Source organism: Agromyces humatus (genome assembly GCF_021228295.1).
GTDB lineage: Bacteria > Actinomycetota > Actinomycetes > Actinomycetales > Microbacteriaceae > Agromyces > Agromyces humatus.
The window spans coordinates 38,209-61,837 of record NZ_JAJQPD010000002.1; the positions used below are offsets into that span (position 1 = coordinate 38,209).

General features: G+C 65.5%; 24 protein-coding genes and 1 tRNA gene. 13 read left to right on the plus strand and 12 right to left on the minus strand.

Annotated elements, in window-relative coordinates; genetic code table 11:
- The first annotated feature begins 117 nt into the window (after window positions 1-117).
- Window positions 118-1,371, plus strand: a complete 1,254-nt coding sequence (locus LSF15_RS02785; protein WP_232497012.1) for a glycosyltransferase — start codon at window positions 118-120, stop codon at window positions 1,369-1,371.
- Window positions 1,372-1,381: 10 nt separating this feature from the next.
- Window positions 1,382-1,455 (plus strand) — tRNA-Ile (locus LSF15_RS02790).
- 573 nt (window positions 1,456-2,028) lie between these two features.
- On the opposite strand, the gene LSF15_RS02795 is transcribed toward LSF15_RS02790, so the two are convergent.
- Complete coding sequence (locus LSF15_RS02795; protein ID WP_232497013.1) at window positions 2,029-2,472, minus strand: hypothetical protein; 444 nt, start codon at window positions 2,470-2,472, stop codon at window positions 2,029-2,031.
- 244 nt (window positions 2,473-2,716) lie between these two features.
- Between LSF15_RS02795 and LSF15_RS02800 the strand changes: the two genes are divergently transcribed.
- Both LSF15_RS02800 and LSF15_RS02805 read left to right on the plus strand, forming a co-directional pair.
- On the plus strand, window positions 2,717-3,391 hold the full coding sequence (locus tag LSF15_RS02800) for a DUF6345 domain-containing protein (RefSeq protein WP_232497461.1): 675 nt from the start codon (window positions 2,717-2,719) through the stop codon (window positions 3,389-3,391).
- Between the two features lie 13 nt (window positions 3,392-3,404).
- Entirely contained in the window at window positions 3,405-4,310 is a 906-nt protein-coding gene (locus LSF15_RS02805) for a hypothetical protein (RefSeq protein ID WP_232497014.1), read from the plus strand.
- A 515-nt stretch (window positions 4,311-4,825) separates the two neighbouring features.
- On the opposite strand, the gene LSF15_RS02810 is transcribed toward LSF15_RS02805, so the two are convergent.
- Both LSF15_RS02810 and LSF15_RS02815 read right to left on the minus strand, forming a co-directional pair.
- A complete protein-coding gene (locus LSF15_RS02810) occupies window positions 4,826-5,518 on the minus strand; it encodes an NADPH-dependent F420 reductase (protein ID WP_232497015.1) in 693 nt (230 codons plus the stop codon).
- Between the two features lie 25 nt (window positions 5,519-5,543).
- Window positions 5,544-6,443 carry a helix-turn-helix transcriptional regulator gene (locus LSF15_RS02815; protein ID WP_232497016.1) on the minus strand — a complete coding sequence of 300 codons (900 nt, stop codon included), beginning with the start codon at window positions 6,441-6,443 and terminating at the stop codon, window positions 5,544-5,546.
- 290 nt (window positions 6,444-6,733) lie between these two features.
- Between LSF15_RS02815 and LSF15_RS02820 the strand changes: the two genes are divergently transcribed.
- Entirely contained in the window at window positions 6,734-7,918 is a 1,185-nt protein-coding gene (locus LSF15_RS02820) for an MFS transporter (RefSeq protein ID WP_232497017.1), read from the plus strand.
- Window positions 7,919-8,011: 93 nt separating this feature from the next.
- Complete coding sequence (locus LSF15_RS02825) at window positions 8,012-8,473, plus strand: SDR family NAD(P)-dependent oxidoreductase (protein WP_308188424.1); 462 nt, start codon at window positions 8,012-8,014, stop codon at window positions 8,471-8,473.
- Between the two features lie 551 nt (window positions 8,474-9,024).
- On the opposite strand, the gene LSF15_RS02830 is transcribed toward LSF15_RS02825, so the two are convergent.
- The 3 genes from LSF15_RS02830 to LSF15_RS02840 all read right to left on the minus strand — a co-directional run bounded on the left by LSF15_RS02830 (window position 9,025) and on the right by LSF15_RS02840 (window position 11,855).
- The gene (locus tag LSF15_RS02830) at window positions 9,025-9,645 is read right to left on the minus strand and encodes a DNA-3-methyladenine glycosylase I (RefSeq protein ID WP_232497018.1); all 621 of its coding nucleotides are present in this window, start codon (window positions 9,643-9,645) and stop codon (window positions 9,025-9,027) included.
- A gap of 11 nt (window positions 9,646-9,656) precedes the next feature.
- Window positions 9,657-10,628 carry an alpha/beta hydrolase gene (locus LSF15_RS02835; RefSeq protein ID WP_232497019.1) on the minus strand — a complete coding sequence of 324 codons (972 nt, stop codon included), beginning with the start codon at window positions 10,626-10,628 and terminating at the stop codon, window positions 9,657-9,659.
- Between the two features lie 282 nt (window positions 10,629-10,910).
- On the minus strand, window positions 10,911-11,855 hold the full coding sequence (locus LSF15_RS02840) for a response regulator transcription factor (protein ID WP_308188411.1): 945 nt from the start codon (window positions 11,853-11,855) through the stop codon (window positions 10,911-10,913).
- Here LSF15_RS02840 and LSF15_RS19150 point away from each other — a divergent pair.
- The 6 genes from LSF15_RS19150 (at window position 11,760) to LSF15_RS02865 (ending at window position 16,419) form a co-directional block, all read left to right on the plus strand.
- Window positions 11,760-11,993 carry a hypothetical protein gene (locus LSF15_RS19150; RefSeq protein WP_372459914.1) on the plus strand — a complete coding sequence of 78 codons (234 nt, stop codon included), beginning with the start codon at window positions 11,760-11,762 and terminating at the stop codon, window positions 11,991-11,993. The genes LSF15_RS02840 and LSF15_RS19150 overlap by 96 nt on opposite strands.
- A 201-nt stretch (window positions 11,994-12,194) precedes the next feature.
- Window positions 12,195-12,932, plus strand: a complete 738-nt coding sequence (locus LSF15_RS02845) for an alpha/beta fold hydrolase (RefSeq protein WP_232497020.1) — start codon at window positions 12,195-12,197, stop codon at window positions 12,930-12,932.
- Between the two features lie 34 nt (window positions 12,933-12,966).
- Entirely contained in the window at window positions 12,967-13,335 is a 369-nt protein-coding gene (locus tag LSF15_RS02850; protein ID WP_232497021.1) for a RidA family protein, read from the plus strand.
- Between the two features lie 65 nt (window positions 13,336-13,400).
- The gene (locus LSF15_RS02855) at window positions 13,401-13,688 is read left to right on the plus strand and encodes a hypothetical protein (RefSeq protein WP_232497022.1); all 288 of its coding nucleotides are present in this window, start codon (window positions 13,401-13,403) and stop codon (window positions 13,686-13,688) included.
- Window positions 13,689-13,835: 147 nt separating this feature from the next.
- On the plus strand, window positions 13,836-14,480 hold the full coding sequence (locus LSF15_RS02860) for a pyridoxamine 5'-phosphate oxidase family protein (RefSeq protein ID WP_232497023.1): 645 nt from the start codon (window positions 13,836-13,838) through the stop codon (window positions 14,478-14,480).
- A gap of 526 nt (window positions 14,481-15,006) precedes the next feature.
- Complete coding sequence (locus LSF15_RS02865; protein ID WP_232497024.1) at window positions 15,007-16,419, plus strand: FAD-binding oxidoreductase; 1,413 nt, start codon at window positions 15,007-15,009, stop codon at window positions 16,417-16,419.
- 210 nt (window positions 16,420-16,629) lie between these two features.
- Here LSF15_RS02865 and LSF15_RS02870 read toward each other — a convergent pair whose 3' ends face one another.
- The 6 genes from LSF15_RS02870 to LSF15_RS02895 all read right to left on the minus strand — a co-directional run bounded on the left by LSF15_RS02870 (window position 16,630) and on the right by LSF15_RS02895 (window position 21,809).
- Window positions 16,630-17,157 (minus strand): TetR/AcrR family transcriptional regulator, encoded by a 528-nt coding sequence (locus LSF15_RS02870; protein ID WP_232497025.1) that lies wholly within the window; start codon window positions 17,155-17,157, stop codon window positions 16,630-16,632.
- Window positions 17,158-17,228: 71 nt separating this feature from the next.
- Window positions 17,229-17,672, minus strand: a complete 444-nt coding sequence (locus LSF15_RS02875) for an SRPBCC domain-containing protein (protein ID WP_232497026.1) — start codon at window positions 17,670-17,672, stop codon at window positions 17,229-17,231.
- A 291-nt stretch (window positions 17,673-17,963) separates the two neighbouring features.
- Window positions 17,964-18,389: a hypothetical protein gene (locus tag LSF15_RS02880; protein WP_232497027.1), complete on the minus strand. Its 426-nt coding sequence runs from the start codon at window positions 18,387-18,389 to the stop codon at window positions 17,964-17,966.
- A gap of 65 nt (window positions 18,390-18,454) precedes the next feature.
- Window positions 18,455-20,572: an ABC transporter permease gene (locus LSF15_RS02885; RefSeq protein WP_232497028.1), complete on the minus strand. Its 2,118-nt coding sequence runs from the start codon at window positions 20,570-20,572 to the stop codon at window positions 18,455-18,457.
- Window positions 20,572-21,291: an ABC transporter ATP-binding protein gene (locus LSF15_RS02890; RefSeq protein WP_232497029.1), complete on the minus strand. Its 720-nt coding sequence runs from the start codon at window positions 21,289-21,291 to the stop codon at window positions 20,572-20,574. Before LSF15_RS02890 ends, LSF15_RS02885 begins: the two co-directional genes overlap by 1 nt.
- Window positions 21,288-21,809, minus strand: coding sequence for a PadR family transcriptional regulator (locus tag LSF15_RS02895; RefSeq protein ID WP_232497030.1), 522 nt, complete (start codon window positions 21,807-21,809; stop codon window positions 21,288-21,290). The genes LSF15_RS02890 and LSF15_RS02895 overlap by 4 nt, the downstream gene beginning before the upstream one ends.
- Window positions 21,810-22,291: 482 nt before the next feature.
- Here LSF15_RS02895 and LSF15_RS02900 point away from each other — a divergent pair, with 482 nt between their 5' ends.
- Window positions 22,292-23,386, plus strand: a complete 1,095-nt coding sequence (locus LSF15_RS02900; RefSeq protein WP_232497031.1) for a hypothetical protein — start codon at window positions 22,292-22,294, stop codon at window positions 23,384-23,386.
- The last annotated feature ends 243 nt before the right edge of the window (window positions 23,387-23,629 follow it).

Sequence of the window (23,629 nt, forward strand, 5' to 3'; positions counted from 1 at the left end):
CCGCACTACGCTGCGTAGACTATCTTCGGATGAAGCCGACGAGCGCCCATCCGCGCGCCGCCGAGCTCGACGGGACCGACCGTCCCGCCCCCAAGAACTGTGAGGAACGACGTCAACGTGTCTGACACCCCCGGTGCGAGTACGCCCGCCGGCGCCGCTGAGACGGGAGAACGCCCCCTGAGAATCCTGATCGGCGCCGACACCTTCGCCCCCAACGTGAACGGTGCTGCCCGATTCGCCGAGCGACTCGCGGCAGGGCTCGTCGAGCGCGGCCATGAAGTGCACGTCATGGCACCCGCTGCGAGCCGCAAGCACGGCACGTGGAAGGAGATCCACGAAGGACAGGAGATCACCGCGCACCGGCTGTACAGCTGGCGTTGGTTCCCCCATGACTGGCTGCGCTTCGCGCTGCCCTGGCGCATCAAGCAGAACAGCGCCCGGGTGATCGACGCAGTGAAGCCCGACGTGGTGCACTTCCAGTCGCACATCATCACCGGCCGTGGCCTCTCGATCGAGGCCGAGAAGCGGGGCATCCGCATCGTCGGCACCAATCACTTCATGCCCGAGAACATGCTCGAGTTCACCCTGTTGCCCAAGGCCTGGCAGGACTGGGCGGTGGGGCTCGCATGGAAGGCGGCGCGACGTACGTTCGGGCGCGCCGAGTCGGTGACGACTCCGACGCGCAAGGCTGCGCAGTTCCTCGAGAAGCACACCGGCCTGCCCGGTGTACATGCGATCTCGTGTGGCATCGACGCGCACAAGTACTCGCCCAATTGGGAGCCGCGAAGCGAGAACCGCATCCTCTTCGTCGGCCGAGTCACCGGCGAGAAGCAGATCGACGTGCTCCTGCGTGCGCTCACCCTGCTGCCCGCCGAACTCGACGCGAAGGTCGAGATCGTCGGCGGCGGCGACCAGAAGCGCAACCTCGAGCACCTCGCCCTCGAACTCGGCATCGCCGATCGCGTGCACTTCACGGGCTACGTCACCGACGATGAGTTGCGTGAGGCATACCACCGCGCCTCGGTGCTCGCCATGCCGTCGATCGCCGAGCTGCAGAGCATCGTGACGATGGAGGCGATGGCCTCCGCGCTGCCGGTCGTCGCCGCGAACGCCATGGCACTGCCGCACCTCGTGCACGACGGCGAGAACGGCTATCTCTTCGAGCCGTCGAGCCCCGAAGACCTTGCGGCGAAGCTGCGTCAGGTGCTCGAGGCCACCCCCGAGGAGTATCGCGCCCTCAAAGAGGGGTCGATCAGGTTGATCGGTGCACACGACATCCAGCGCACGATCTCGACGTTCGAGAGCCTGTATCGTGGAAAGCCGGTGACCGACCCGGTCACCTATGTCGCGCCGGCGGCGCTTCCCGAGTGATGCGGCGCGCGGGGCGGTAGCTCAGCTGGTCAGAGCAGTGGACTCATAATCCATCGGTCACGGGTTCAAGTCCCGTCCGCCCTACAAATACCACTTGATCAGGTATTTTCCCAGTGAACGAGCATTCCAGTCGGGGAATGTGAACCCGAATCCCGGGCTTGCGAAGGGTCGCGCGAGGTACTCGATTCAGCGCGGTTCGACTCGAGTCGCCTCGGCCTGGCAGGACGATTTCGAATCCATCGCTCGTCCTCGAACATCAGCACTCCCGTCGTCTTGAAGATGCCAAAGCTGCGGCGACGACCCCACAACGCTCAGTTCACTTCAGTGACGACGCAGACATAGGAAGCTAACCAGCGAGTTGGGAGAGCGGGATCGGACGTGGCCGGGAACTACACGCGAATCGCGGTAAACGATGAATGGCTGGCAAGGCGTTGCGACAGATGCTGGTGTGCGAGTCCCACGGAGTGCACGAAAGCCTCGCACGCATGTTGCGCAAGAGGCACCTGAACGCGATTCTCTAGCGTGCAGGGCAACTGCGAATCTCAACCACGGAGAAACCGTACGTTGAGTCCGCGGAACACGCGCTCCCTCGAGAGCACCGCTCATCGGGCGCTTGCAGGCTGACGGAGGCCCCCTCCCCAAGGCCAGGCGACGCGGTCAGTCGTAGAAGTGCGCGTGGACAACAGGGTCATGCTCGAGGATGTGGTCGACGAGTATCCAGAACTCCGGTAAGAGTGGGTGGGTGAGTGCTTCATCCCGACTGAGTTTGTGGCCGAACAATCGAGAGTCCGGATAGGGATCGTCCCAGACGATCCGTGACAATGTCCTCGTCTGGATTTCGACCGCACAACACGCGTTCCGGTGCAACGCGTCCACTGCTGCCTCATCCGACTTTTCATAGGCAAAGCCATCCACGATGGGGGCTCCAAAGTGATTACTCTCCAATCGTTGAGTGTTCACTTTTCGACCGCCGCTACTGTCCAGTTTTCGACCGTCGTCGACACGGTCTCCAAAGAGGACGCCTTCGCCGCCCGCCAGTGGCGTGTGAGCACAGCCAGGGAAAGTCAGTGAGCGCCTTTGCGAGAAGTCGGTTTCGAGCACGCCCACCCACTCACGCGTGACTAGTCCTCACAACTGAGGACTAGTCAGTCATTCGCGAGGGGAGTAAGAAGGGGACGAGGTCTCGTGCCGGTTGCCCAGTGGGCTTGCTCAGGTGGAGACTGCCGCAGGAAGCGTCGCACGCACCTTGGGGGAGGCGCGAGGCAATCGGACGTGGCCCGCTGACGCCCTTCGAGAGCGCGACGACGCCGTCGGCATGGCGACCAGAAGGGAGAGCCCCGTGTCCATGGGTATCGAATGGGTGAACGATTACCACAGCGCAGCAGGGAATCTCAGCAATAACGACGACAACGCTCGTGGCCTCTATAACCGCCTGCACGGGGTGAGGCAGTTCGAATACGGGGACGACCTTGCGTGGGACCGCGACTTCGAGCAGAGCGGAGTCGGCTCCCCACCGGCCGGGACGGATCAACTCTATGCGGACGATGTGGACATCGTCTTCTTCTCCGGGCACGGCTCGAGGGCGTCTCTAGCGTTCGGCAACAAGAGTTTCGATGACGGCCTGGCGAGGAACACCGAGATGCGCTTGGGGGACGGAGATCTCGAGTGGATCGTCTTCGACGGCTGCCAAGCATTGGCCTGGGACAACGGTGCGATCTGGAATCGCTGGGGTTGGCCAGTGTTCTCCGGGTTGCACTTCATCCTTGGCTTCTCGACCAACTGCTACGACAGGAAGGACCGTGGCGAGAAGCTCGCCGACCGGCTCAACGCAGGCTGGACGGTTCGGGATGCCTGGATCCGCGCCTGCGTGGAGTCCGAAGGTGCAGACGTGAAGTGGGCCTACCTCCGCGCGAACGGAGACGGCGCCGACACGTTCAGCGACCACTGGTGGGGTAAGGGGAGCGTCAGCAACGACCCGAGACCCGCTACACAATTCTTCTACCTCGACGGAACTTGCTGAAGGGAGTCCGACCATGAGCCTCACGATCGGCAAGGACCTACGGGTGCCCGAGCCGCCGAGCATCCCCGAATCGGTACCCGTGCTCCGTGTCACCCACACCCGATCCCTGTCCCGCCGCGCTGAGGACTTCCAGCGTGAGCTCGAGGAGCGCGTCGAGCGGTGGACGAACGCGTTCCCTGTCGACGGCGAGCGGCGGGAGCTGGGCGACCGGATCCTGTACCTGAACGATCGCGCCTCGCTCGAGGTGTTCGTGCCGAGCGAGTCGATCTGGTGGAGCGACCGCACGACGGCGTTCGCGGAGACACCGCCGAGCGACCCTCTGCCGTCGCCCGGCGAGGCGGAAGAACTGGCTCGTCGCCTGCTTCGGGAGCTGGACGTTCAGGAGGATGCTGTCCGTCCGCGGGGCGTGAGCACCGTCAACGCGGCGACCGTTGGATCACCCGAAGAGCGCGGCGAGCTGACGCCAACGGCGGTCACCGTGACGTTCGGGTACGCACTCGCCGACCTTCCGGTCGTCGGGCCCGGCGCACGCATCCGGGCGACGTACTCCGGGGGAGGGCAGCTCGCTGAGTTCGCCCGATTCTGGCGACGCCCGGAAGAGACGGGCTCGATTCGCCTGATCGATCCGGCTCAGGCGGTCCAGCGGCTGGCCGACGACCCCAGGTTTGCCGGCGTCCCGAACAGCGGCATGATCGTCGAAGTCCAGGAGTTCGCGCTGGCGTTCTACGCAGCAGGCCCTGCTGCATTCCAGCGATACCTCGTTCCGGTCTATCGTGCGCGCGGCGAGGTGCTCGGCAGCCAGGTCGAGGGCGACGTGTTCGACGTCTACATCACCGCGGTCGACCTCGACCCGGTCGAACTCAAGGACAGGGCGGTGCGGGATCGACCGGTCTATCGGCGCGTCTTCACCGGTTTCTAAACGTTCCCACTCGCCACGCATCGCATCACTGGGGGCTGTGCCACCAGCTGTCGGCGGGCAGCGCGCCTTCGTCAATGAAGTGCCGCCTGTCGTTTAGCTGGCATCCGTCCCTGTTGTGCTTCAACGCGGGGCACCACCAGTTGGTAGCCGTAGGTGGGACCCCGGCGTGCGCGCTCGCGACTTGATGCGTGCACGTTTATTCACCGTTTATCCGTTCGAGACTGGCGGAGGCAGGTCGAGGTGTCGAGGTAGACTTTGCGCACAACTGGCAAGGAATCCCTGATCAGATCGAGATCAGCGGAGAGGGGTCGAGGCTTCCGAGCACAGAGTAGCGGATCGAATCGGCGCTGCCGTCATCCATCGGTCGAGGGTTCAAGTCCCGTCCGCCTTACTCTTGAAATGCCTGATCAGCGCGATCTCCGTGCATGAGCTTCTCCTCCGAGTGCGGGCAAACCGAACACCGACTCCATGCCCGCCCGGCTGTGTTCTCGTGCGTCGGCGAGACCTCTCAAAGCTCAGAGGATGATGCGTTGTGCGCGCTGCAGGTTGCGGATGAGGTCTTCGCGGCTCTGTCCGTCGACGTGAAGGCGCCACATCGGCGTACCTGGAGCACTGCGCCAAGATTCGCTCAAGGGGCTGTTGTCGACTGCGTCGAACCCGAGATCGTCATAGAACCGGGTTACCAGCTCGACGGCCTCCGGGTAGTTGCTCGAGACGACCAGCGCCTTGCGGTCGGGTGCGCCAGCTGGTCTGGCCAGCCGCGACACGGCAGGCAGCGTGTCGCTCGGGACACGGATCAGGAAGCGCTCGTGGAACTGGATGTGCGTGAAGGCTTTCACGACCTTTGAGGTTGGCAGCCGTTCCTGACGCAACTCGTGAATCGTCTTGAGGCCGGAGTCGACCTCGGCATAGTTCCCATCCCGCCAGACCATGTAGTTGTTGTTGTCGATGACCACCTTCCCCGCGAGTTCTTCGACGGGAAGGTTGTCGTCGGGGGTGTAGCGGAACGCCGTCACTGCGAAGTCGGCCGCAGCTGCGGCATCCGCTGCATACGCGGCGCGCGCTCGCGGACCCAGGTCGCTGACCAGTCCTTTCAACGTCTCGGGCCCGCGCGAGTTGGCGATCACAACGTCGTAGCCTGCCGCGATGGCAACTCGCGCCAGCGTGCTTCCTGCCTGGCCGGCGCCGAGGATTCCGATGGTCGTCATGTGTCTCTCCTTGATGGTGGGTCGATCAGGCAGGGGTCGCGGTCATCGACGCCGGTGGTCCTTCACGAGGTGGTGTGACACCGAGTACTTCTGCGGCGCCTCGGGTGGGAAGAGCCGCGGATGCCAGAAGGGCAAGCTTCTCCGCATCGCCGGAACCCGCATCCGCGTGGTAGATGACGAGCATCAGGTCCTCGGCGCCGCCGATGCTCAGACGTTCACGGTTGAGCGTCATCTCCCCGACCTCCGGATGGTTGAACCGGATCCGCGTGCCCCATTGGCGTCTCACTTCATGGCGCGCCCAAAGCTGACGGAATCGCGGACTGGCAAGAGAGAGCGTTCCGGTGAGCTCGATGAAGCGAGGGGCGTCGATGTCGGTGCCCACCGCCTGCCGCAGGCTCGCAATGAAGCACTCCGTGACGTCTTCCCAGTCCGGCTGCAATTCCTGCTCGGCTTGGTCCAGGAACATGTCCCTCAGTTGGTTGCCTCCGACAGCGAGACTGGGGGAGAGCGACGTGGCGAGCCCGTTCGAGGCCAGGACGTCGAAGTATCGTCCCTCGATATACGCGGGCTGGACGAGCGAGTCCAAGAGCTTGAGTGCGCCCGACGGCACGGTCTCCTTCCGGAACCGGCGTTTGCGCTGCCGGGGAACCTCTGCGACCAGCGTCATCAGGTGCGCCATGTGATCGTCGTCGAGGTGCAGCACGCGACCGATCGACTCCAGTACCTGCACGGAAGGGTGCCGATCGCGGCCGCGCTCCAACCGCAGGTAGTAGTCGGCACTGATACCGGCGAGCATGGCGACTTCCTCTCGCCGTAACCCCGGCACACGGCGCACTCCTCCATCGGGGATACCGGCCTGCTGGGGCGTCACCTGGTCGCGACGTGCCCGCAGATAGGCACCCAGGGGGTTCGTCGTCTCGTTCACGACGCCGACGTGTGTCGCATCGAAGCGATCACCAGGGAGATCTGTTGCAACCAGGGCTGTCGAGAGGTCTGATCGGCGCGATTGAGGGTGCATAGCGTCTTGAAACGATGCGGTCGGGCGGCAAATTCCTCACCATCGGCCACGAGGGCTGAGTAGAGGGGGTCCTGTCAGGACTCAGGCTGAAGGGGGCCCTGGGGCGGTGACATCAGTGTGCAGAGCGTCGCGTTGCACATCGCATGGTCGGGTTCTGAATACGGCCAATCTCGAAAACCGCAACCCAAGGATGATTCTTGACAGACACAATTCGAAAAATTGACACGCCGAACGTGCACAAGCCCGGATCCTGGGCGGGTGTAGTCTCCCTCGGCCTCGGAATCTTCGCCATCGTCATGTCCGAGTTCATGCCCGCGAGCCTGCTCCCGCGCATCGCCGGCGACCTGGGAGTGCTGGAAGGCGCAGCGGGGCAAGCGGTGAGTGTCACGGCCTTCGCAGCCGCGCTCTCGGCGCTGTTCATCTCAGTGGTCGTACCGCACGCCGATCGCCGACGCGTGATGATCGGCCTCACACTGCTCGCCATCGTTTCCAACCTGATCGTGGCATTCGCCCCCAACCTCTGGATCCTGCTCGCCGCGCGACTCCTGCTCGGCGTCGCCCTGGGCGGGTTCTGGGCGATGGCGACCGCGATGGCTGCGCACCTCGTGCACGCCGACCACGTCGGGCGGGCGCTCACCGTCATCAACTCCGGCGTCGCACTCGCCACGGTTGCGGCGGTCCCGCTCGGGGCATGGTTGGGCGAGGTTTGGGGATGGCGTGGAGTCTTCGTGCTCGCCGCCGGCGTGGCACTGCTCGCGCTGATCGTGCAGGCTGCGTCCCTACCGCGCGTGACCCCAACCGCAGGGAGTGGACTGCGGGCACTCGGATCGGTGCTGCGTTCAGGCCTGGTCCTCGCCGGCCTGCTCGCGACCCTGCTGATCTTCAGTGGTCACTTCGGCGGATTCACCTATATCCGTCCCGCGGTTGAGGCGCTGTCGGACATCGATCCGGGTGGTTTCGCACTGCTGCTGCTCGCGTTCGGTGTGGCCAACTTCCTCGGTACGGCACTCGCCGGACCCCTCGCTGACCGCGTACCGCGGGTGGGCGTGCTCCTGTTCCCGACGGTGCTGGGGATCGGGATGTTGGTCATGCTCCTGACCGGAAGCTCGACCGTCGGCCTCTTCATCGCCGGCGTCCTGTGGGGCTTCGGCTTCGGTGGTATCCCGACGACCGCGCTGAGCTGGGGCGCTCGGGTCGAGCCGAAGCGTCTCGAGCAGATCGGCGGCGTCATCGTGACGATGGCAAATCTCGCCGTCGCCGTCGGTGCGGTTGTCGGCGGTGTTCTGGTGGACGGAGCCGCTCCCACCGCGCCGCTGGTCGCCGGCGGTATCGCGGCGATCGTCGGCGGGGTCCTACTGACGAGCCTCCGCCAGCGCAGCTGAAACGCAACGCGCAGCAGCCACTTCACGGATCGTGAAGCGCAATCGAAATGGAGAACCAATACATGTCAACGCATCGAGTCCACCGGTCACAACATCGCGGATGTCGAGCCCGCTGACTTCACCAAGGTCATCGCGGTCAACCTCACCGGTGAGTTCCTCTCGATGAAGGCGGAGATCCCCGCCATGCTCAAGACAGGGGGTGGTTCGAACATCAACATGTCATCCGCGCTGGGACTCACCGCCTTGCCCGGCCAAGCGGCATACATCGCCTCCAAGCACGGCGTCATCGGGCTCACCAAGGCCGCGGCTCTCGAGTACTCTCCGCAGGGCATCCGGGTCAATGCCGTCCTTCCGGGACTCATCGACACCGCGATGGTGCAGGACATCGAGCGGCAGCAGCCCGGCTTCATCGATGGACTCGTCAGCGTGCATCCGATCGGGCGACTGGGCACACCGCGTGCCATTGCTGAGACCGTCGCGTGGCTCGCCTCTGACGCGTCGGCGTTCGTCACGGGCGCCTCGTTCAGCATCGATGGCGGCTACACCGCCCGCTGAGTACCGCTTCGGAACCCGAGAAGGCGCCGCCCTCGGGGCGGCGCCTTCTCGGGCGTTGGTATCCGGATGACGGATCTCATCTCATGACTTCGAACCACGCGACGTACCCGATCGGCCATCCGGAAGATCGGAGCAGCCGCAGGATCCGCTCGATCCAACAAGTATTGGGTCGCCGGCCGGCACCGCTGGGCTTGTGGTTGCGCCGGCGGGTAGAACTTGCGGCGGAGCGCCGTCGTCGAGATCGGTCTGGGTTCGTCCGAACGACTACCCGAGTAGCGACTCCAACGCCTCCACCGGGGCGAGATCGCGGGCATCCGGCTGGTCTTCGGCGCGCCGCTCGCCCTGCGCTACTTCGACCGGGGCACCACGCACGACCGCAGTCTCGCCGCTGGTCGACGCACGCCAGGAATTGATGGCCGTGCTGCCGGGCCGCCGGGATGCCTGCCCCTTCGTCGAACTGGCGGCAGATCTGGCGGAGCGCACCCGGTCGCAAGCTCCAACTCCCGGGGGAGTTCCGTGACCTTCGCGGTTCCTCGCGCGGGATCCCGCTCTCACGATGCGCTGGATCGGTCGTGCTCGAAATCGATCCGGTCGCCGCGGTGACATCCGGCGACGTGATCATTGACCGTCCCGATCGACTGCATGAATGCGTAGATGCTGGTCGGGCCGACGAATCGAAAATCGAGCGACTTGAGCATCGCGCTCAGGGCGGCGGACTCGACGCTCTGCGACGACACGTGATCGACGATCCTGGGGCGGGCTGGGTCGCGATATCCGGCGGCGAGGCTCTCGAGGTCGATGCCGCCTCGGACGATGACGATCGCGTTATGGATGGTGGCGATGATCTTGGATCGATTCCGGATGATTCCGGGGTGCGCGAGCAGATCGTCCGCTGCGCCGAGACCCATCGCCGCGACGGCTGCGGGTTCGAAGTCGCGAAACGCGGAGCGGAACACTGCGCGCTTGCGAAGGACCGTCAGCCATCCGAGCCCGGCTTGGAACACACCCAGCGAGAGCGCCTCGAACACCGCAGCGGGCCCGCGGCCGGGTTTGCCCCATTCGTTGTCGTGGTAGTCGAGGAGCGTCGGGTCCGGATGCTCGGGGACTGCCCATGCGCAGCGGGTGACACCGTCCTCCCCGAACCCGGTGCGAACCGCTGACCAGTCGGACATCTGGCACCCCGTCAGCCCGGCGCGACGGCGACCGCGCGTCGCTCGAGCGCAGTGCGCAGCACGGATACCGCCTGCTCGACGGCGCCCGTGGTCGCTGCCGTGGCGCGCAGCGGATTGAGAAGCATGAAGTCATGCAGTGTGCCGTTGTAGCGGACGGAGGTGGTGCGCACACCCGCCTTGGTGAGCTGCCGCCCGAACGCCTCGCCTTCATCGCGGAGAACGTCGTTCTCGTCGGTGATCAGGAAGGTCTCGGGCAGTGCGCTGAGCTGATCGAGGGTGGCACGCAGCGGGGATGCCGTGACCTCCACCCTGCGCGAGAGGTCGGGAAGGTAACTGTCCCAGAACCAGGCCATCGCCTTCGCGGTGAGGTACGGTCCGTCCGCGAACTGACGATAACTGTCGGTGTCCTGTGCCGCGTCGGTCACCGGGTAGTACAGCGACTGGTGCACGAAGGTCACGTCGCCGCGCTCGGCGGCGAGCAAGCAGACGGCGATGCTCATGTTGCCACCGACGGAGTCTCCGGCGATGGCAAGGCGTGACGCGTCGATGCCATGTTCGGCCGCGTTGCTGCTGATCCACCGCGCTGCGGCGTAGGCCTGTTCGATGGCGACAGGGTATTTGGCTTCGGGCGAGCGATCGTATTCGACGAACACCACTGCGGTGTGCGCACCGACGGCGAGGTCGCGGACGAGGCGGTCGTGAGTTCGGGCGTTGCCGAGGACCCAGCCTCCTCCGTGGATGTAGAGCACGACCGGGAGGGTGCCGTCGGCGCCCGCCGGCCGGACGATGCGCACCCGCACGTCGCCGACCTCGGCCCGAATTGTCGCCCATTCTTCGACGACGTCGTGCTGGTGGTTGGGCGTGGCCTGCAGATCGTCCAGAACCTTCCGTGCTCCGTCGGTGCCGAGTTGGTACAGGAATGGTGGCCTGGATGTCGCGTCGGCGATCTGCTGGGCGTCCGGCTCGAGGATGGGCATGTGCATGGTTCGTCTCACTTCGTGACCGGCGTGATGCCGTAGCTGGGCCTGCGATGGTGGCCGAAATGATCGGTTGGCCGAGCACCAGTGTCGCTGAAGCTCCGTCAGAGCTCGACCCTGCTGGCCGCCGCCCTTTCACCCGCTTCTCCGGACCGTTGATGCCATGCCAGCAGGATGGTTGCTTTCTCCGGTCGCTCACTCCGGGGCCGATCCGGAGCCTCGCTCGTTCAGATCAGCGTCGCTGATCCCAACCTGCGACCTGCAACCTGTCGGCACCGGCAGGCGAAATCACCCCTGAAGACCGACGTGATCCAGGTAGGTGAGGACTGCGAGGACGCGGCGGTGGCTCTCGCCATCGACTTCGTTCAACCCGAGCTTGGCGAGCAGCCGGTGGACGTGCTTCTCGATAGTGGCTTCCGAGAGGAAGAGCGCATGCGCGATCCCGGCGTTGGAACGGCCCTGGGCCATGAGCGCCAGGACCTCGCGTTCCCGACTTGTGAGCCCCGCGAGGGGATCCGTCGCGCGATGGGCGAGGATGAGCTCCTGCACCAGTGCGGGATCGATCACCGACTCGCCTGACATGACCCGCTGCAATGACGCCGCGAACTCGTCGAGATCCGCGACGCGTTGTTTCAGCAAGTAGCCGATGCCCGATCCCGTAGCGAGCAGGTCGAGCGCATGCTCGACTTCGATGTACGAGGAGAGCACGACGATGCCCAGTTCTGGATACGCAAGGCGAATCGTGCGCGCCGCGTCGAGTCCTTCCGTGGTGTGGGTCGGGGGCATCCGGATGTCAACCACGACCAGATCGATGTCGCCATCGATGAGGGCGAGAAGTTCCTCCGCGTCGGGCACGAGCGCGACCACGTCGAAACCTGCACGTTCCAGTACCGATCCGAGACCCTCGCGAAGGAGGACGTCGTCGTCGGCGACGACCACCCTGCGTCCCGCCATACCGTCTCCCCGGGTTTTCCCTGCCAATCCTGACACTGTAGGCCTCATCCCGGCGACCTTGTCGAAGTCCGGGCCGCCTGGGCGGCGACGGGCGATCCGACCGTGATGACTGTCGACGAGACGCGCCGCCGCCTCGAACGAGACCTGCACGACGGAATCCAGCAGCGGCTCGTCGCACAGCAGATCGAGCTCGCCCGGATCCACGCCCTCCTGCCCCCTGACCTCGAACTCGTCAGGTCGGCCATCGAGCAGGTCGGCTTGCAGCTCGGTCAGTCGCACTGGACAGCCTCCGAGAGCTCTCGCGTGGCATCCACCCCGCGATCGTCTCCGAGGGCGGTCTCGCCCGTGCGCTCCGCGGCTTCGTCCGACGCAGTCCGATCGCCGCGACACTACGGGTGCAGCAGATCCCCGCCTTGAGCCCATCCGCGGAGGTCGCACTGACGCGGCGCGACCACACCAGCGGGTATGTGCACACCACACTGGCCTCCACGTCTCGTGGCGACTCTGCTGGTACATCCGAGCGGCGCTGGACGGGTCGCGGCCGGACGCGCCGGCGCCCATGATTGGCCGTACCGACGCCGCAACCGCGGCGAGCGGCACGACGAGGAAGGGACCGTCATGTCCATCACTGAGCCCGTACCCGGGCGACCCACCATCGTGCTGGTGCACGGCGCGTTCGCCGAGTCATCCAGCTGGGACGGTGTCATCCGTCTGCTCCAGCAGGTCGGCTACCCGGTCATCGCCGTCGCGAACCCCCTGCGCGGCGTCAGCAAGGACGCCGGCTATCTTCGAAGCGTGCTGGCGGATGTCACCGGCGACATCGTGCTCGTCGGACACTCCTACGGGGGCACGGTCATCACGAACGCGGCGACGGGCGTCGACAACGTGACGGCGCTGGTCTACATCGGCGGGTTCGCTCCCGATGCCGGCGAGAGCGCAGCGCAGCTGGCCGGCAAGTATGAGGGCGGAACACTCGGCGAGACGCTCGCCGCCGTGCCGCTCGGTGACGACGACGTTGATCTCTACATCCAGCAGGCCAAGTACCACGCGCAATTCGCGGCCGACTCCAGCCCTGACGTCGCCGCGGTCATGGCCGTCACGCAACGCCCGATCGTCGAGGCGGCCCTCAACGAACCTTCCGGTGCTCCTGCCTGGAAGTCGCTTCCGTCGTGGTTCCTGTTCGGTTCGGAGGACAAGAACATCCCCGCCGAGAGTCACCGGTACATGGCCGAGCGCGCGGGCTCGCACCACACCGTCGAACTCGAGGGCGGCTCGCACACTGTCGGCATCCCCGAAGCCGCGGCGGTCGTCGACCTCATCCGCGAAGCCGTCGAAGCCTCGACGACCGCGGACTGAACTGCGGATCGGACTCAAGCGCATCATGGACGTCGTGCGACACGAGGCAGTACCGGGACGGCCCTACGCCGCGGCGGTCGTCGCCGAAGGGCGATTCGTCTTCGTCTCCGGCCAGATCCCGGTGAGAGACGGCAGGCTCATCGCTGGAACCATGCGTGAGCAGACCCGAGCCGTCATGGACAACATCGTGGCGATTCTCGATTCCGCCGGCGCAACACTCGGCGACGTCGTGCGCTGCGGAGTCTTCCTGGGAGACCTCACCGCCATCTCCGAGTTCAACGAGGAGTACGCGAGCAGGTTCGGTTCACGACTGCCCGCACGCACAACGGTCGGTGCAGACCTTCCCGGCTACCTGGTCGAGATCGACTGCATCGCACTGCTGCCGGCTGGCACGAGACGATGAGCGAATCGAGGGCGAGGGCGAGGGCGATCGTGAACGATGACGACTCGCAGAGGATGTACCGCCGGGTGACCCGTGAGCTCCTCGCGGACGAGGATGTCGACGTGGACTTCACGCCGGACGGTCTGCTGGTTCGAGGCAGACTCTTCGCATTCCTCGACGGCACAGAACTCGTCGTGCAGGTCCAGGCGACCCGGGCGAGCGATCTCCTGAGCCGCGGCGTCGTCTGTTCCTTCAATGGCGGCGGCCGAACCAGCCGCAACTGGGTGAGAGTGAGCGACCTGCAACTGTGGTCCGAACTGGCGCGCGAGGCGCATGAACATGTCGGAAAGCCACCTGTCGGCCGCCAATCCTGACCGACCGGGAAGGAGCTCGAAAGGAACGACCGATCGTCGAGACGGGCCAGCCGATCGCAACCCTGGAGCAGTGACAGCTTGGGCGCGGAAGGCGTCGCAGGGAGTCCGTCAGGCACGTCGGGCCGTGACCGAATCGGAAGGTAGTAGATGAGCAGACAGTATGGGTGCATCGCTTTCACCGACGACGTGCGCGGCCTCCAAGCCGAATACGGCAGCGCCGCGTTCTACGACAGGATGAGCCGCCGAGCCGATGGCTCGGAACAGTCCGACGCCCTGGGTCCCAGGGAAGCTGCGTTCCTCACCGAGCGAGACGGCTTCTACCTCGCGACAGTCAGCGAGACGGGATGGCCGTACGTTCAGTTCCGCGGAGGGCCGCAAGGCTTTCTGACCGTGAGAGACGACCACACGATCGCCTGGGCAGACTTCAGAGGCAACCTGCAACACGTTTCGACAGGCAACCTCGTCGGTGACCGTCGCGTCGCGATCATCGCCGTGGATTATCCGAGGCGCCAGCGACTCAAGCTATTCGGAATGGCACGAGTCATTCGCATCCAAGATGACCCGGCACTCGTCGCTTCTGTAGCGGTTCCCGGCTACAACGCGGTTGTCGAGGCCGCCATCGTCGTCACCGTGACAGCCTTCGACTGGAACTGCCCACAACACATACCCCAGCGTTTCACGCTCGCACACGTGGAACAGCGGCTCGCCCCGCTGCGAGAGCGAATCAGGGAACTCGAGGAGCAGATTGCCGCTGGCAATCAAGTCGGCGGAACAACGGGCACGACCTCCTGATCCGAACAGGAGACCGCATGCCATCCTCAATCGAAGAGAACGAGAAACGACCAGCACGAGCGCGACACCGCTCGACTACTTGACAGGTTGAGTCCCGCCGGCGTGCCCGGAGCCGTGATGATTTGGAAGGATCGCACCCGGTCGGTGCGGGGTGCGGCCCGGCGTCACGAACCGCATCAAGGTCAAGCTCGGGGACGATGCTTCGAGAGCGCCGACCTGGCAGGCCGACCCGGAAACACCGAAATCAGCCCGATCGCGGGCGGGTCCCAGGGGATCTCACTCCCACCGAACACGCGTTACCGCACGGCTCGGTGCACCGGGATGTACGTTCAGGTGTCGGTGACATCAAGGCTTAGTTCTCCTGGTAGCTGGACTCCGCAGGCCGGGGAAGAGGATGATGGGCGACGAGTTGGATCCCGCGATCGGCGCCCTTGCGGTCACGCTCGGGAAACGCACTGGCTCACGGCGCCCCGCCCGGTTCAACCGTCGTATGGACAGGTCCTGACGAGTGCCTGAGGAGCCTGAGATGAGCACCGAATCAGCGGCGTCGATCGACGCGGAACGGATCCAACAGTTCGCAGCGGGGGTGCGCGGTGTCGTCCTCCAGTCGGACGATGCCGCCTACGACGATGCCCGCGCCGTACGAAACGGGCTGATCGACCGGCGCCCGGCGTTGATCGTGCAGTGCCATGGAACGGCCGACGTGGTCGAAGCTGTCGGATTCGCCCGTGACCACGGCCTGCTCGTGTCGATCCGCGGAGGCGCGCACAACGTCGCCGGGAACGCCGTCAACGACGGAGGGATCGTCATCGACCTATCCGAGATGCGCAGCGTGCACGTCGATCCCGAGCACCGCGTCGCGCGCGTGCAGGGCGGTGCGACGTGGGGCGACGTCGACCGTGAGACGCAGCTGTGGGGTCTCGCCGCGCCGGGCGGCCAGGTGAGCACCACCGGCGTCGCAGGCCTGACCCTGCACGGCGGTCTGGGTTCGCTGCATCGCAAGTACGGGCTGGCGCTCGATAACTTGCGCTCGGTCGAGATCGTCACGGCCGACGGTCAGGTGCGCACGGCGAGCGAGTCGGTGAACCCCGAGCTCTTCTGGGCGGTGCGGGGTGCCGGGAGCAACTTCGGCGTCGTCACGTCGTTCGAGTTCGCGCTGCATCCGGTCGGGCCCGAGATCTACCAGGCGGCCCCGATCTTTTCGCTCGACGATGCGCCGGCCGTGCTGCGCAAGTACCGGGACTTCTGCGCGACCGCGCCCGACGAGTTCGGGCCGCAGGCGATGTTCTGGAGCGTGCCGGCGGTCGACGATTTCCCGGCGGAGCTGCACGGGATGCCGATCGTCCTCGCCTTGGTCGTCTACTCGGGCGACCCTGACGAGGGGGAGCAGCTGCTGGCGCCGGTTCTCGACTGGGCGACGCCGATTCTCGACCTCAGTGGGCGCTCGCCCTGGGCGCTCGCCCAGAGTTCATTCGATGCGTTCTTCCCCTTCGGCGGGTACTACTACTGGAAGTCACTGCTTGTAGGCGAGCCGAGCGACGACCTGCTGGACGCGGTCGTCGAAGCTGCTGCCGACCGGCCGTCGCCTGACGCGATCGTGAACTTCTGGCAGTTGGGCGGCGAGATCGAACGGGTCGCTCCGGATGCCACGGCGTTCGCCCAGCGCGACGCCAAGTACCTGCTGAGCCTCGACACCTCGTGGTTCGATCCCGACTCAACCGAGCGCTGCATCGACTGGACCCGAAGGACCTGGGCGGCGATGCAGGAGCGATTCGCCACCGACCGTCCGTACCTGAACTTCGTCGGCTTCGGCGAAGAGAAGGAGGCGCTCGTGCGCGCCTCGTACGGTGCGAACTACGACCGGTTGGTGGCGGCCAAGATGATGTACGATCCTGGCAACCTGTTCCGGATGAACAACAACATCCCGCCGCGCGGTTGAGAGAGCCGACCACACCCACGCCATCGCCTGAGGCCGTCCACCTGCAACCTGCCTCCAGAACAGAGAACCCGTACGCCGGGCGTGGGATCCCCTTTAGGGGATGGCGCGCTCGGACGATGTCGTTCGACGCTGGAACTGATCGCTAGCGGGGCTCGGCGAACGCGCATCGCTTGTCGTGCGCCAACGGCGTTGGACCCTGCGATCTCCGGGTCAGTCGGCCCGAGCCGTATCGAAGGCGCGAGCGGCGGCCGAATACACCGCGTCGACGTCCGTGTCAGGTGGGAAGCGTCGAGCGAGTTCGAGCTCGATCAGGCCGTTGATGGTCGCCCAGGCGGCGCGGGCGAGGTCGCGGTCGCCGCCGGTGGCGACGATGAGCGGATCGGCGGCGCGGTCCTCCAGTTCCGGGGGCACGCGGCTGCGGTCCACGGGGTGCTTGTTGAGGAGGCGGTAGAGGTGGGGGTGGGCCAAGGCCCAAGTGCGGTACGCGTGGGATACGTCGGTGAAGGTCGCGGGTACGCCTCGGACGACTTCGGACAGCTCGGTCAGCCCTTCGATGGCCACGGCGGCCTCGATGGCTGACTTGTCGGGAACATGCTTGTAGAGGGAGGGGCCACGCATACCGACGGCGGCTCCGAGTCGTCGGATGGTGACCGCTTCGACACCTTCCGTCTCGAGGAGGTGCCGTGCAGCGGCGACGAGTTGAGCCTTGCGCGCGGAGCTCCTCTCCACCACGGGCATCCCCGTCGCCGGTGCGGGGCGCATGTCGCTGCGGTCTGCGCGACCGGCGGGAGTCGCCTCGCTCGGCGGGGTCATCTCGAGACGACCGATTCCGCCCGGTGCTGGAGAGCGTGATTGAATGCGTCGAAGCCATCGCCGGCGTTCTTCTTGACACCTCCCATCAGGCTGACGAGGATGCCGCTGAACTTCTCGCCGTGCGTCATCCGGGTGCCGCCATCGGGATCGCGGTCCAACACGAAGAAGTGCTCGCCGTCGAACAGGCCGCCGAAGCCGAGCTTGCCGAGCCAGCGCAGCTCGCGCCCGGGGGTGGCGACCAAGACTGTCGGCTTGAACGTCATGCTGCGACCGCCCGCGGGGGCGAGACGGACGACGAGCCTGCTGCCGACCTCGGGCGTGCCCTCGACCCGGCTCATGAACGGGTTCCACTCCGCGTAGGACGCGAAGTCCGTCAGCACGGCCCAGACGGTGTCGGGATCAGCGGCGATGTCGATCCTGGTCGTGATGGTGGTGCTCATAGCGTTCTCCTGCGGTTCGGCGTTGAGGCTATCAGTGCTAGCCACTCCTAGCTAACAGTGATAGCCGATGTCGCATTCCCGCACCTCGCGTGCAGTGCCGGGCGGGGCCGTGCCCACTCCTGAAGCTGCGGTGACGCGCTCGCGCCATGTCGCACTCTGGGAATCTCGCCGAGCGTCGCACGGGCCGGTCGAGCGCCAGACTTCACCGCATGCGTCCCCGTCACATCCCCCGAGCTCTCGCCATTCCGGCCACCGTCACCGCTCTGGTCGTCGGCCTCACCGCCCTTTTGCTCAATCTCCGTCGTTCGGGGTCCATCCGAACCAGCCGTTCGCCGCTTTCATCACGGTCCAGTCATCGCAGACTTGGATTCTGCTGTTCTTCGGTTCGTAGACTTCCGGGGCGCCGTCAATGCTGAGGAGGGGGGAGGACTGGCGTTCGGCTTCGAGGCACGACTCGGGGAGGTCCGAAGTAGAGACAAGGAGGATCACCGCGACGTCTCCAGCGTTCTCTGCTGGCGTGCGCAGCGTGATCTCTGTGGCGTCTGAGGGAATCCACCCGGCATCGACTGAGGCATCGGCGCCGAAGTCATCCTTGTTGTCGTAGGTGTGGGTCACCTGACGATTGACCAGGTCATCAATGGCTGCACATCCGGTGAGGGCTAGCGTTGCCAACGCGAAGAGGATGGCTGCACTTCGTCGGAGCGTCTTCTTGTTCATCGTCTCGGTTCCTTGGTCGTCGGTTTGCTGACGCGAGTGGTGGCCCGGGGCAAGATTTGAGGGTCTCATTCCCGGCGGGTGTTCTCTGAGGATCGGGTGATCGTGTTGCCGACCCGTGCCGCGAGCACGATCGAGACCACCACCATCAGGCCAGTGGCAGCGAGTGATATTCCCAGAAGGGAGTCGGGCCAGCTGAGGGACCGTTCGGAAAGGCTCGTGATGAGCATGTGCGCGGTGAGCCATCCGAGGAGGATAGTGGGCGCCAGAATGCTCAGCAGGGGGACGAGGGTTTCCCAGGAGACGATCTTTGTCAACGTGTTGCGGTGCATGCCGATGAGTTGAAGCAGACTGAAAGTGCGCTTCCGGTCATAGAGCGCAGCAATGGTCGCGATAGCGAGGACGGCTGCGGCGAGGAGGGTGACGATCACAATCGCCAGGCGCCCAATCTCGGTGAACTGCGTCGCGAGGTCACTGTCCGTGTCGGCCACGAACTCGGCACGTGTCCACGCGCCCGCCGACCGATTGACGCCCTCCAAGGTCAGGAGTGCGGTTCGGGTTTCTTCGATCGAGGACGCCCGACTGTCGGTGCGCACGATGATGTCGCTGATGCGCGTGCCATCGAGCGTGGAAATGGTTGCTTCGTGCAAGGCCGGGCCGTCGGGCGTGAGGGAGTAGATGCCGCCGGTCACTTCGCCGATTTCGGCCGCGAGAGCGTTGTCGGTCAGGGTCTGTGCATCGTCGCCTGCAATATAGGTTCCTTCCCCGTTGGTGTATGTGAAGTACACCCCCGTGATTCCGGAGACTTGGCTGAGGCGCTCCTCGACCGACGCGGCTGTGATGTCGGTGTCCAGATCAATGTTCGCAGCGACAGCGTCGTCAGGCAGGAGGGGGTCCGAGGTGTACGCGCCTGCGCGAACGCCGGCGGATGCCGAGAACGCGAAGACAGTGATCACGAACGTCGCTGCGACGAGTCCCGCAACCGACCGGAATCCGGCTCGGGGTGTGCGGACAATGCGACGGGAAGCGATCACGGCGTCACCGGTCTGGGCGAGGCGCGCGAACCACGTCCCTGTCAGCCAGGTGAAGTACGGGCCCGCGATCAGGAGACCGATCGCGATCAGAGCGAAGCTTGCGACGATCGGGACGGCGAGCGGCACCGGAATTTGACCAGCGAACGCACTGACCAGGATGAACAAGCCCAAACCCGCCAGCAGCGGGATCACTCGCGCGACGCTGGGGGTTTGCTCGAACACAGCCTGCGACGTCGCGCTGCCACCAGCGTGCCGAACGCTTCGTGAAGCTGCGAGTACAGCGCCGATGACCACGGCAACCGCGACGACCAGGACCACCGTGATCGACACGGTGAGGTCGTCCGCGACGAGTCGTTCGCCCGCGACGGGGAGAAGCGCGAGCAGTGGGCGCAGGGCAAAGAATCCGCCCACGCCGAGTGTCGCACCAAGGATGGCGGTTCCTGCCGCCTCGGTCAGCGCGACCCGCTTCACGAATCTTCTGGATGCGCCGATCGTTCGGAGCGTCTGCCACCGCTCGGCTCGTGCCGCAGACCCCAAGGTGGTGGACACGGCAACGAGCAGAAAAGCGGGGATGAGGATGGCCAGTGCGCCGACCAGCGCGAGCGTCTGGTAGTTCTGGTTGCCCCCATAGGCGGCGGGATCGAAGCTGACCACGACTCCGGCGGACGACAGCGCTGAGACCTCCTCGGGTGTGCCGCCGACGACAACCACGAGCGAGTCCGGGCTGGCCAGGAGGCCCTCCGGGAGAGTGCCCGCCGGTTCACCGTACCGGTCCTGTAGTTGCGGTGGGGGCGCGTTCTCGATGAGTTCAGCGAGCGCCGGCGAGGCCATGTATGTGCCCGGGGCCGGGGCTTCCATGCCGGGAATGGTCGCGTTTCCGTGAGTCGGCACGGCGACATCGAGTCGATCGATCCGGTTGCCGCCGAAGATGTCGTCCGATCGTGCCGCGAGAGTGTCACCGGAGGTCGCGGTGCTCAGTTCGCTCACGGACGGTTGGAGCCAAGAAGCGCGGATGTCACGCGTTTCCAGCGCGTTCGCACCCGCGACGAGCATGAGCGCGAGCAACACGCCGATACCCACCCCGACAGCGATGCCTGCGAGGCGCCCCCAGTTGCCGCGTGTCCCGAATATGAGAAGACGAAGCGGTCCCACTACATCGCTCCTTCGAGAGCCGGGCTCGTGACGCGGCCGTCACGGATGAAGATCTCTCGGTCGCTATAGGACGCGACGCGAGCGTCGTGTGTGACGATCACGAGCGTGGTGCCCGTGTTCCGCACCACCTCTGTGAGGGTCTCCATCACTCGCTCCGCAGTCAGCGAGTCCAACGAGCCCGTGGGCTCGTCCGCGAATAGCACCGCAGGCGCATTCACGAGGCCCCGGGCGAGGGCAACGCGTTGCGCCTGCCCGCCCGAGAGTTCCGAAGGAAGACGGCGTTCCATGCCTTCGAGACCGAGACGTGCCAGCCACGAGTGCGCCTGCACCAGTGCTCTCGCACGCCTGGTGCCTGCGAGCATGAGCGGCAACGCCACATTGTCCTCGGCGCTGAGTTCCGGCAGAAGCTGCCCGAACTGGAACACGAACCCCAATCTGGTCAGTCGGAACCGGGAGCGCTGATCTTCAGTAAGGGCGCTGATCTGGGTCTCATCAATGGTCACCTCCCCGGTATCGGGAGTGATCACTCCCGCGAGGCAATGCAGCAGGGTCGATTTCCCGGACCCGGAAGGGCCCATCACTGCAACGATCTCGCCCTGGCGGATGGTGACATCCACGCCGCGAAGCGCATGGGTCTGCCCATGATGCTTCTCAAGCCCGCGGGCGGTGATGAATGCAGGCCCCGCTTGCGGGGTGCCTGCATATGCGACGTCTGTCATGACAAAGATTCCTTTACGTTGTTGAGTCGCGCTTCCGCCAAGTCGATCCAACGGATGTCCGCTTCGGCGCGCAGCAGCGCATGGTCGTGCGCGAGCACATCCAGCAGTGCGGCGTTCTGTTTGGCTCGAGTGAGTTGCCTCATCGCGTCCAGCAGGGCACTACGCTGAGCGTTCAGGATTCGCGCGGCGTCCTCGTCCAGAAGAAGAGCGATCACAACCTTCGCGAAGAGGTTCGTGCACGACACGCTTGCGGCCGCGTCCGTCGTTACCAGCCACTCGATGACGCGCTTCCGACCTTCAGGGAGACCCCGATACTGCTTTCTGGATGGACCCGATCCGTCCTCCACGCCCACCATTTCGACCAGATCATCACGGGCAAAGCGGGCAAGCATCGCATACACCTGGCCATATGCCAGAGGCTTGGCGCCGCCGAAGTGTTCGTCATAGAGCTGCTTCAGCTCATATCCATGTCCCGGCCGAGCCTCCACCAGGCCCAGGAACGCCAAAGAAGTATCCATACACTGCACTATACACTGGGCGTATACATGCGGTGTATAGCTCGTTTCATGGAAGGCGGGCAATCGACGCTCCCGGGAATGCCAAAGCGGTGCGCGGGCATGACGCGACGCGGCAGCCGACTCTTCCCTCGAAGCGCTGGTGCCGCACCGAGCGTCCTGTTCTTGACTGGGTTCAACCGGTCGTTGCAACACCGGCTTGTTGGAGCAACGAGGAGTTGCTCGTTGAAGGCCTCGGCCGGAGTGGGCCAGCCGAGGGTCATGCGGGGCCGTCTCTCCATTTCGTACTTCCAATCGATGGCGAGGCGATGGCGCCCCAGCAATCTGTCGAGACAACCCAACATCGTGTGCCTACCACAGGGTCAAGTCGACTCCCAGCCCTGGAAAGCCGGCCTCGACCGGCGATCACGATCGAGGCGGGCTGGTCGGTCAGGTAGGGGCACCGATTTGACCCGGTTCCCTGAACACGGTCTTCACTCGGAGCCATGAGCCCGATCGCGGATCTCCTGCGCCGACGGCGAAGCCGTCCCATCAACTGTTCGGGCGGGATCGCGGGACTGCTCGTCCTGCTGCTCGCCGGCTGCGCCTGGATCCCGCAGCCTGATCCAGAAGACCACCGCAACGCCACCGCACCCGCCGAGAGCCCATCGCGCGAGATCGAGCCCGCGAGAGTGGAATCGCCGGCGCCCGGGTTTCCCGGGCTGAACTGCGACACCCTCATCGGCCCCGAAGCCGCCGGTGAGATCCTCGGAGCGCAGATCGATGTGCCGAACGCGCACCTGCCCGATCCGGTGATCGTGCAGGACCAGGGCATCGAGTGCACCTGGGCCTCGGCGAGCGTCGTCGACGGATTCGCCGTACACCGTGACGCTCCGGCGGTCGTGCTCCGGGCGACCCCCCACGGGGCTGACTACTGGCCGGGGTACGTGAGCGGAAGCGGCCACAATCAGTGGGATGAAACGCTCGGCGATGCCTCGGGAGTCGAGTGCCAACCCGGCGAACCGTTGGCGTGCACGCTATCGGTGCTCTCGGGCAACGTGTTCGTCGAGATCAGCGCGTTCGGTCTCGACGCGGGGCCGGAGCAGGCGACTGCAGCTCTCCGCGAACTGGCGGCGAAGGCGCTGCCGCTGCTGGCGGTGAGCGCGGCACCGGTCGATGCGACTCGGCCCAAGGTGCGACACCGCACGGAACGGTGCCTGGCGCTGCTCGGGCAGACTGCCGGCTCGGCGGGCTTCGACGGCGCCGACCTTGCACCTGACAGGGTGCCGGGCCGCTCGATGACGAATACCGCCATCGATCTCACGGGATCCACCGTGTGCGAACTCGACTTCGGTGACGACGGTCGCGTTCAGGTGCTCGTCGTTCCCGGCGGCGGATGGATGCGGCACGCCGACGACGCGGTGACCGAAGGGTCCGCCTCGACGGAGACGAGCGGGGCACGTCGCCTCCAGTTCGACGACGGTTCTTCGATGGAGACCCTCGCTTTGGGAGGCGACCTCGTACAGGTCCGCTGGCACGGCGACGTGGATTCCGGGCACGCACGAACCGTCGTCGAAGGACTCCTCGTTCGACTTGGCTGATCGTCGAATGCTCAGGAAGGGAGCGGCCCGGATGGGGCCGAGTTCGACGGGGCGACGTGCCACCGGGCGCACGACGGTCACGTACCGCTCGGTGACCAAGATGCAGGCGACGACCGGAATCATTCTTGACCGTGTCCCGAGGACACGGTGTTCGCTTCTCGCACTGGTTGCGCGCGCCGCCGGCCCGTGGCGCCGGGCCGGTCAGGAGACCCGCGGCGAAGAGATCGCACCGGCGAGAGAGGA

What these genes read in the sequence shown, in the direction of transcription:
- LSF15_RS02805 (WP_232497014.1), top strand. Translation starts at nt 3,405, where the DNA reads ATGAGCCTCACGATCGGCAAGGACCTACGGGTGCCCGAGCCGCCGAGC.
- LSF15_RS02835 (WP_232497019.1), bottom strand. Translation starts at nt 10,628, where the DNA reads ATGCACATGCCCATCCTCGAGCCGGACGCCCAGCAGATCGCCGACGCG.
- LSF15_RS02880 (WP_232497027.1), bottom strand. Translation starts at nt 18,389, where the DNA reads ATGAACAAGAAGACGCTCCGACGAAGTGCAGCCATCCTCTTCGCGTTG.
- LSF15_RS02845 (WP_232497020.1), top strand. Translation starts at nt 12,195, where the DNA reads ATGTCCATCACTGAGCCCGTACCCGGGCGACCCACCATCGTGCTGGTG.
- LSF15_RS02900 (WP_232497031.1), top strand. Translation starts at nt 22,292, where the DNA reads ATGAGCCCGATCGCGGATCTCCTGCGCCGACGGCGAAGCCGTCCCATC.
- LSF15_RS02860 (WP_232497023.1), top strand. Translation starts at nt 13,836, where the DNA reads ATGAGCAGACAGTATGGGTGCATCGCTTTCACCGACGACGTGCGCGGC.
- LSF15_RS02830 (WP_232497018.1), bottom strand. Translation starts at nt 9,645, where the DNA reads ATGTCCGACTGGTCAGCGGTTCGCACCGGGTTCGGGGAGGACGGTGTC.
- LSF15_RS02895 (WP_232497030.1), bottom strand. Translation starts at nt 21,809, where the DNA reads ATGGATACTTCTTTGGCGTTCCTGGGCCTGGTGGAGGCTCGGCCGGGA.
- LSF15_RS02875 (WP_232497026.1), bottom strand. Translation starts at nt 17,672, where the DNA reads ATGAGCACCACCATCACGACCAGGATCGACATCGCCGCTGATCCCGAC.
- LSF15_RS02800 (WP_232497461.1), top strand. Translation starts at nt 2,717, where the DNA reads ATGGGTATCGAATGGGTGAACGATTACCACAGCGCAGCAGGGAATCTC.
- LSF15_RS02810 (WP_232497015.1), bottom strand. Translation starts at nt 5,518, where the DNA reads ATGACGACCATCGGAATCCTCGGCGCCGGCCAGGCAGGAAGCACGCTG.
- LSF15_RS02865 (WP_232497024.1), top strand. Translation starts at nt 15,007, where the DNA reads ATGAGCACCGAATCAGCGGCGTCGATCGACGCGGAACGGATCCAACAG.
- LSF15_RS02870 (WP_232497025.1), bottom strand. Translation starts at nt 17,157, where the DNA reads ATGCCCGTGGTGGAGAGGAGCTCCGCGCGCAAGGCTCAACTCGTCGCC.
- LSF15_RS02890 (WP_232497029.1), bottom strand. Translation starts at nt 21,291, where the DNA reads ATGACAGACGTCGCATATGCAGGCACCCCGCAAGCGGGGCCTGCATTC.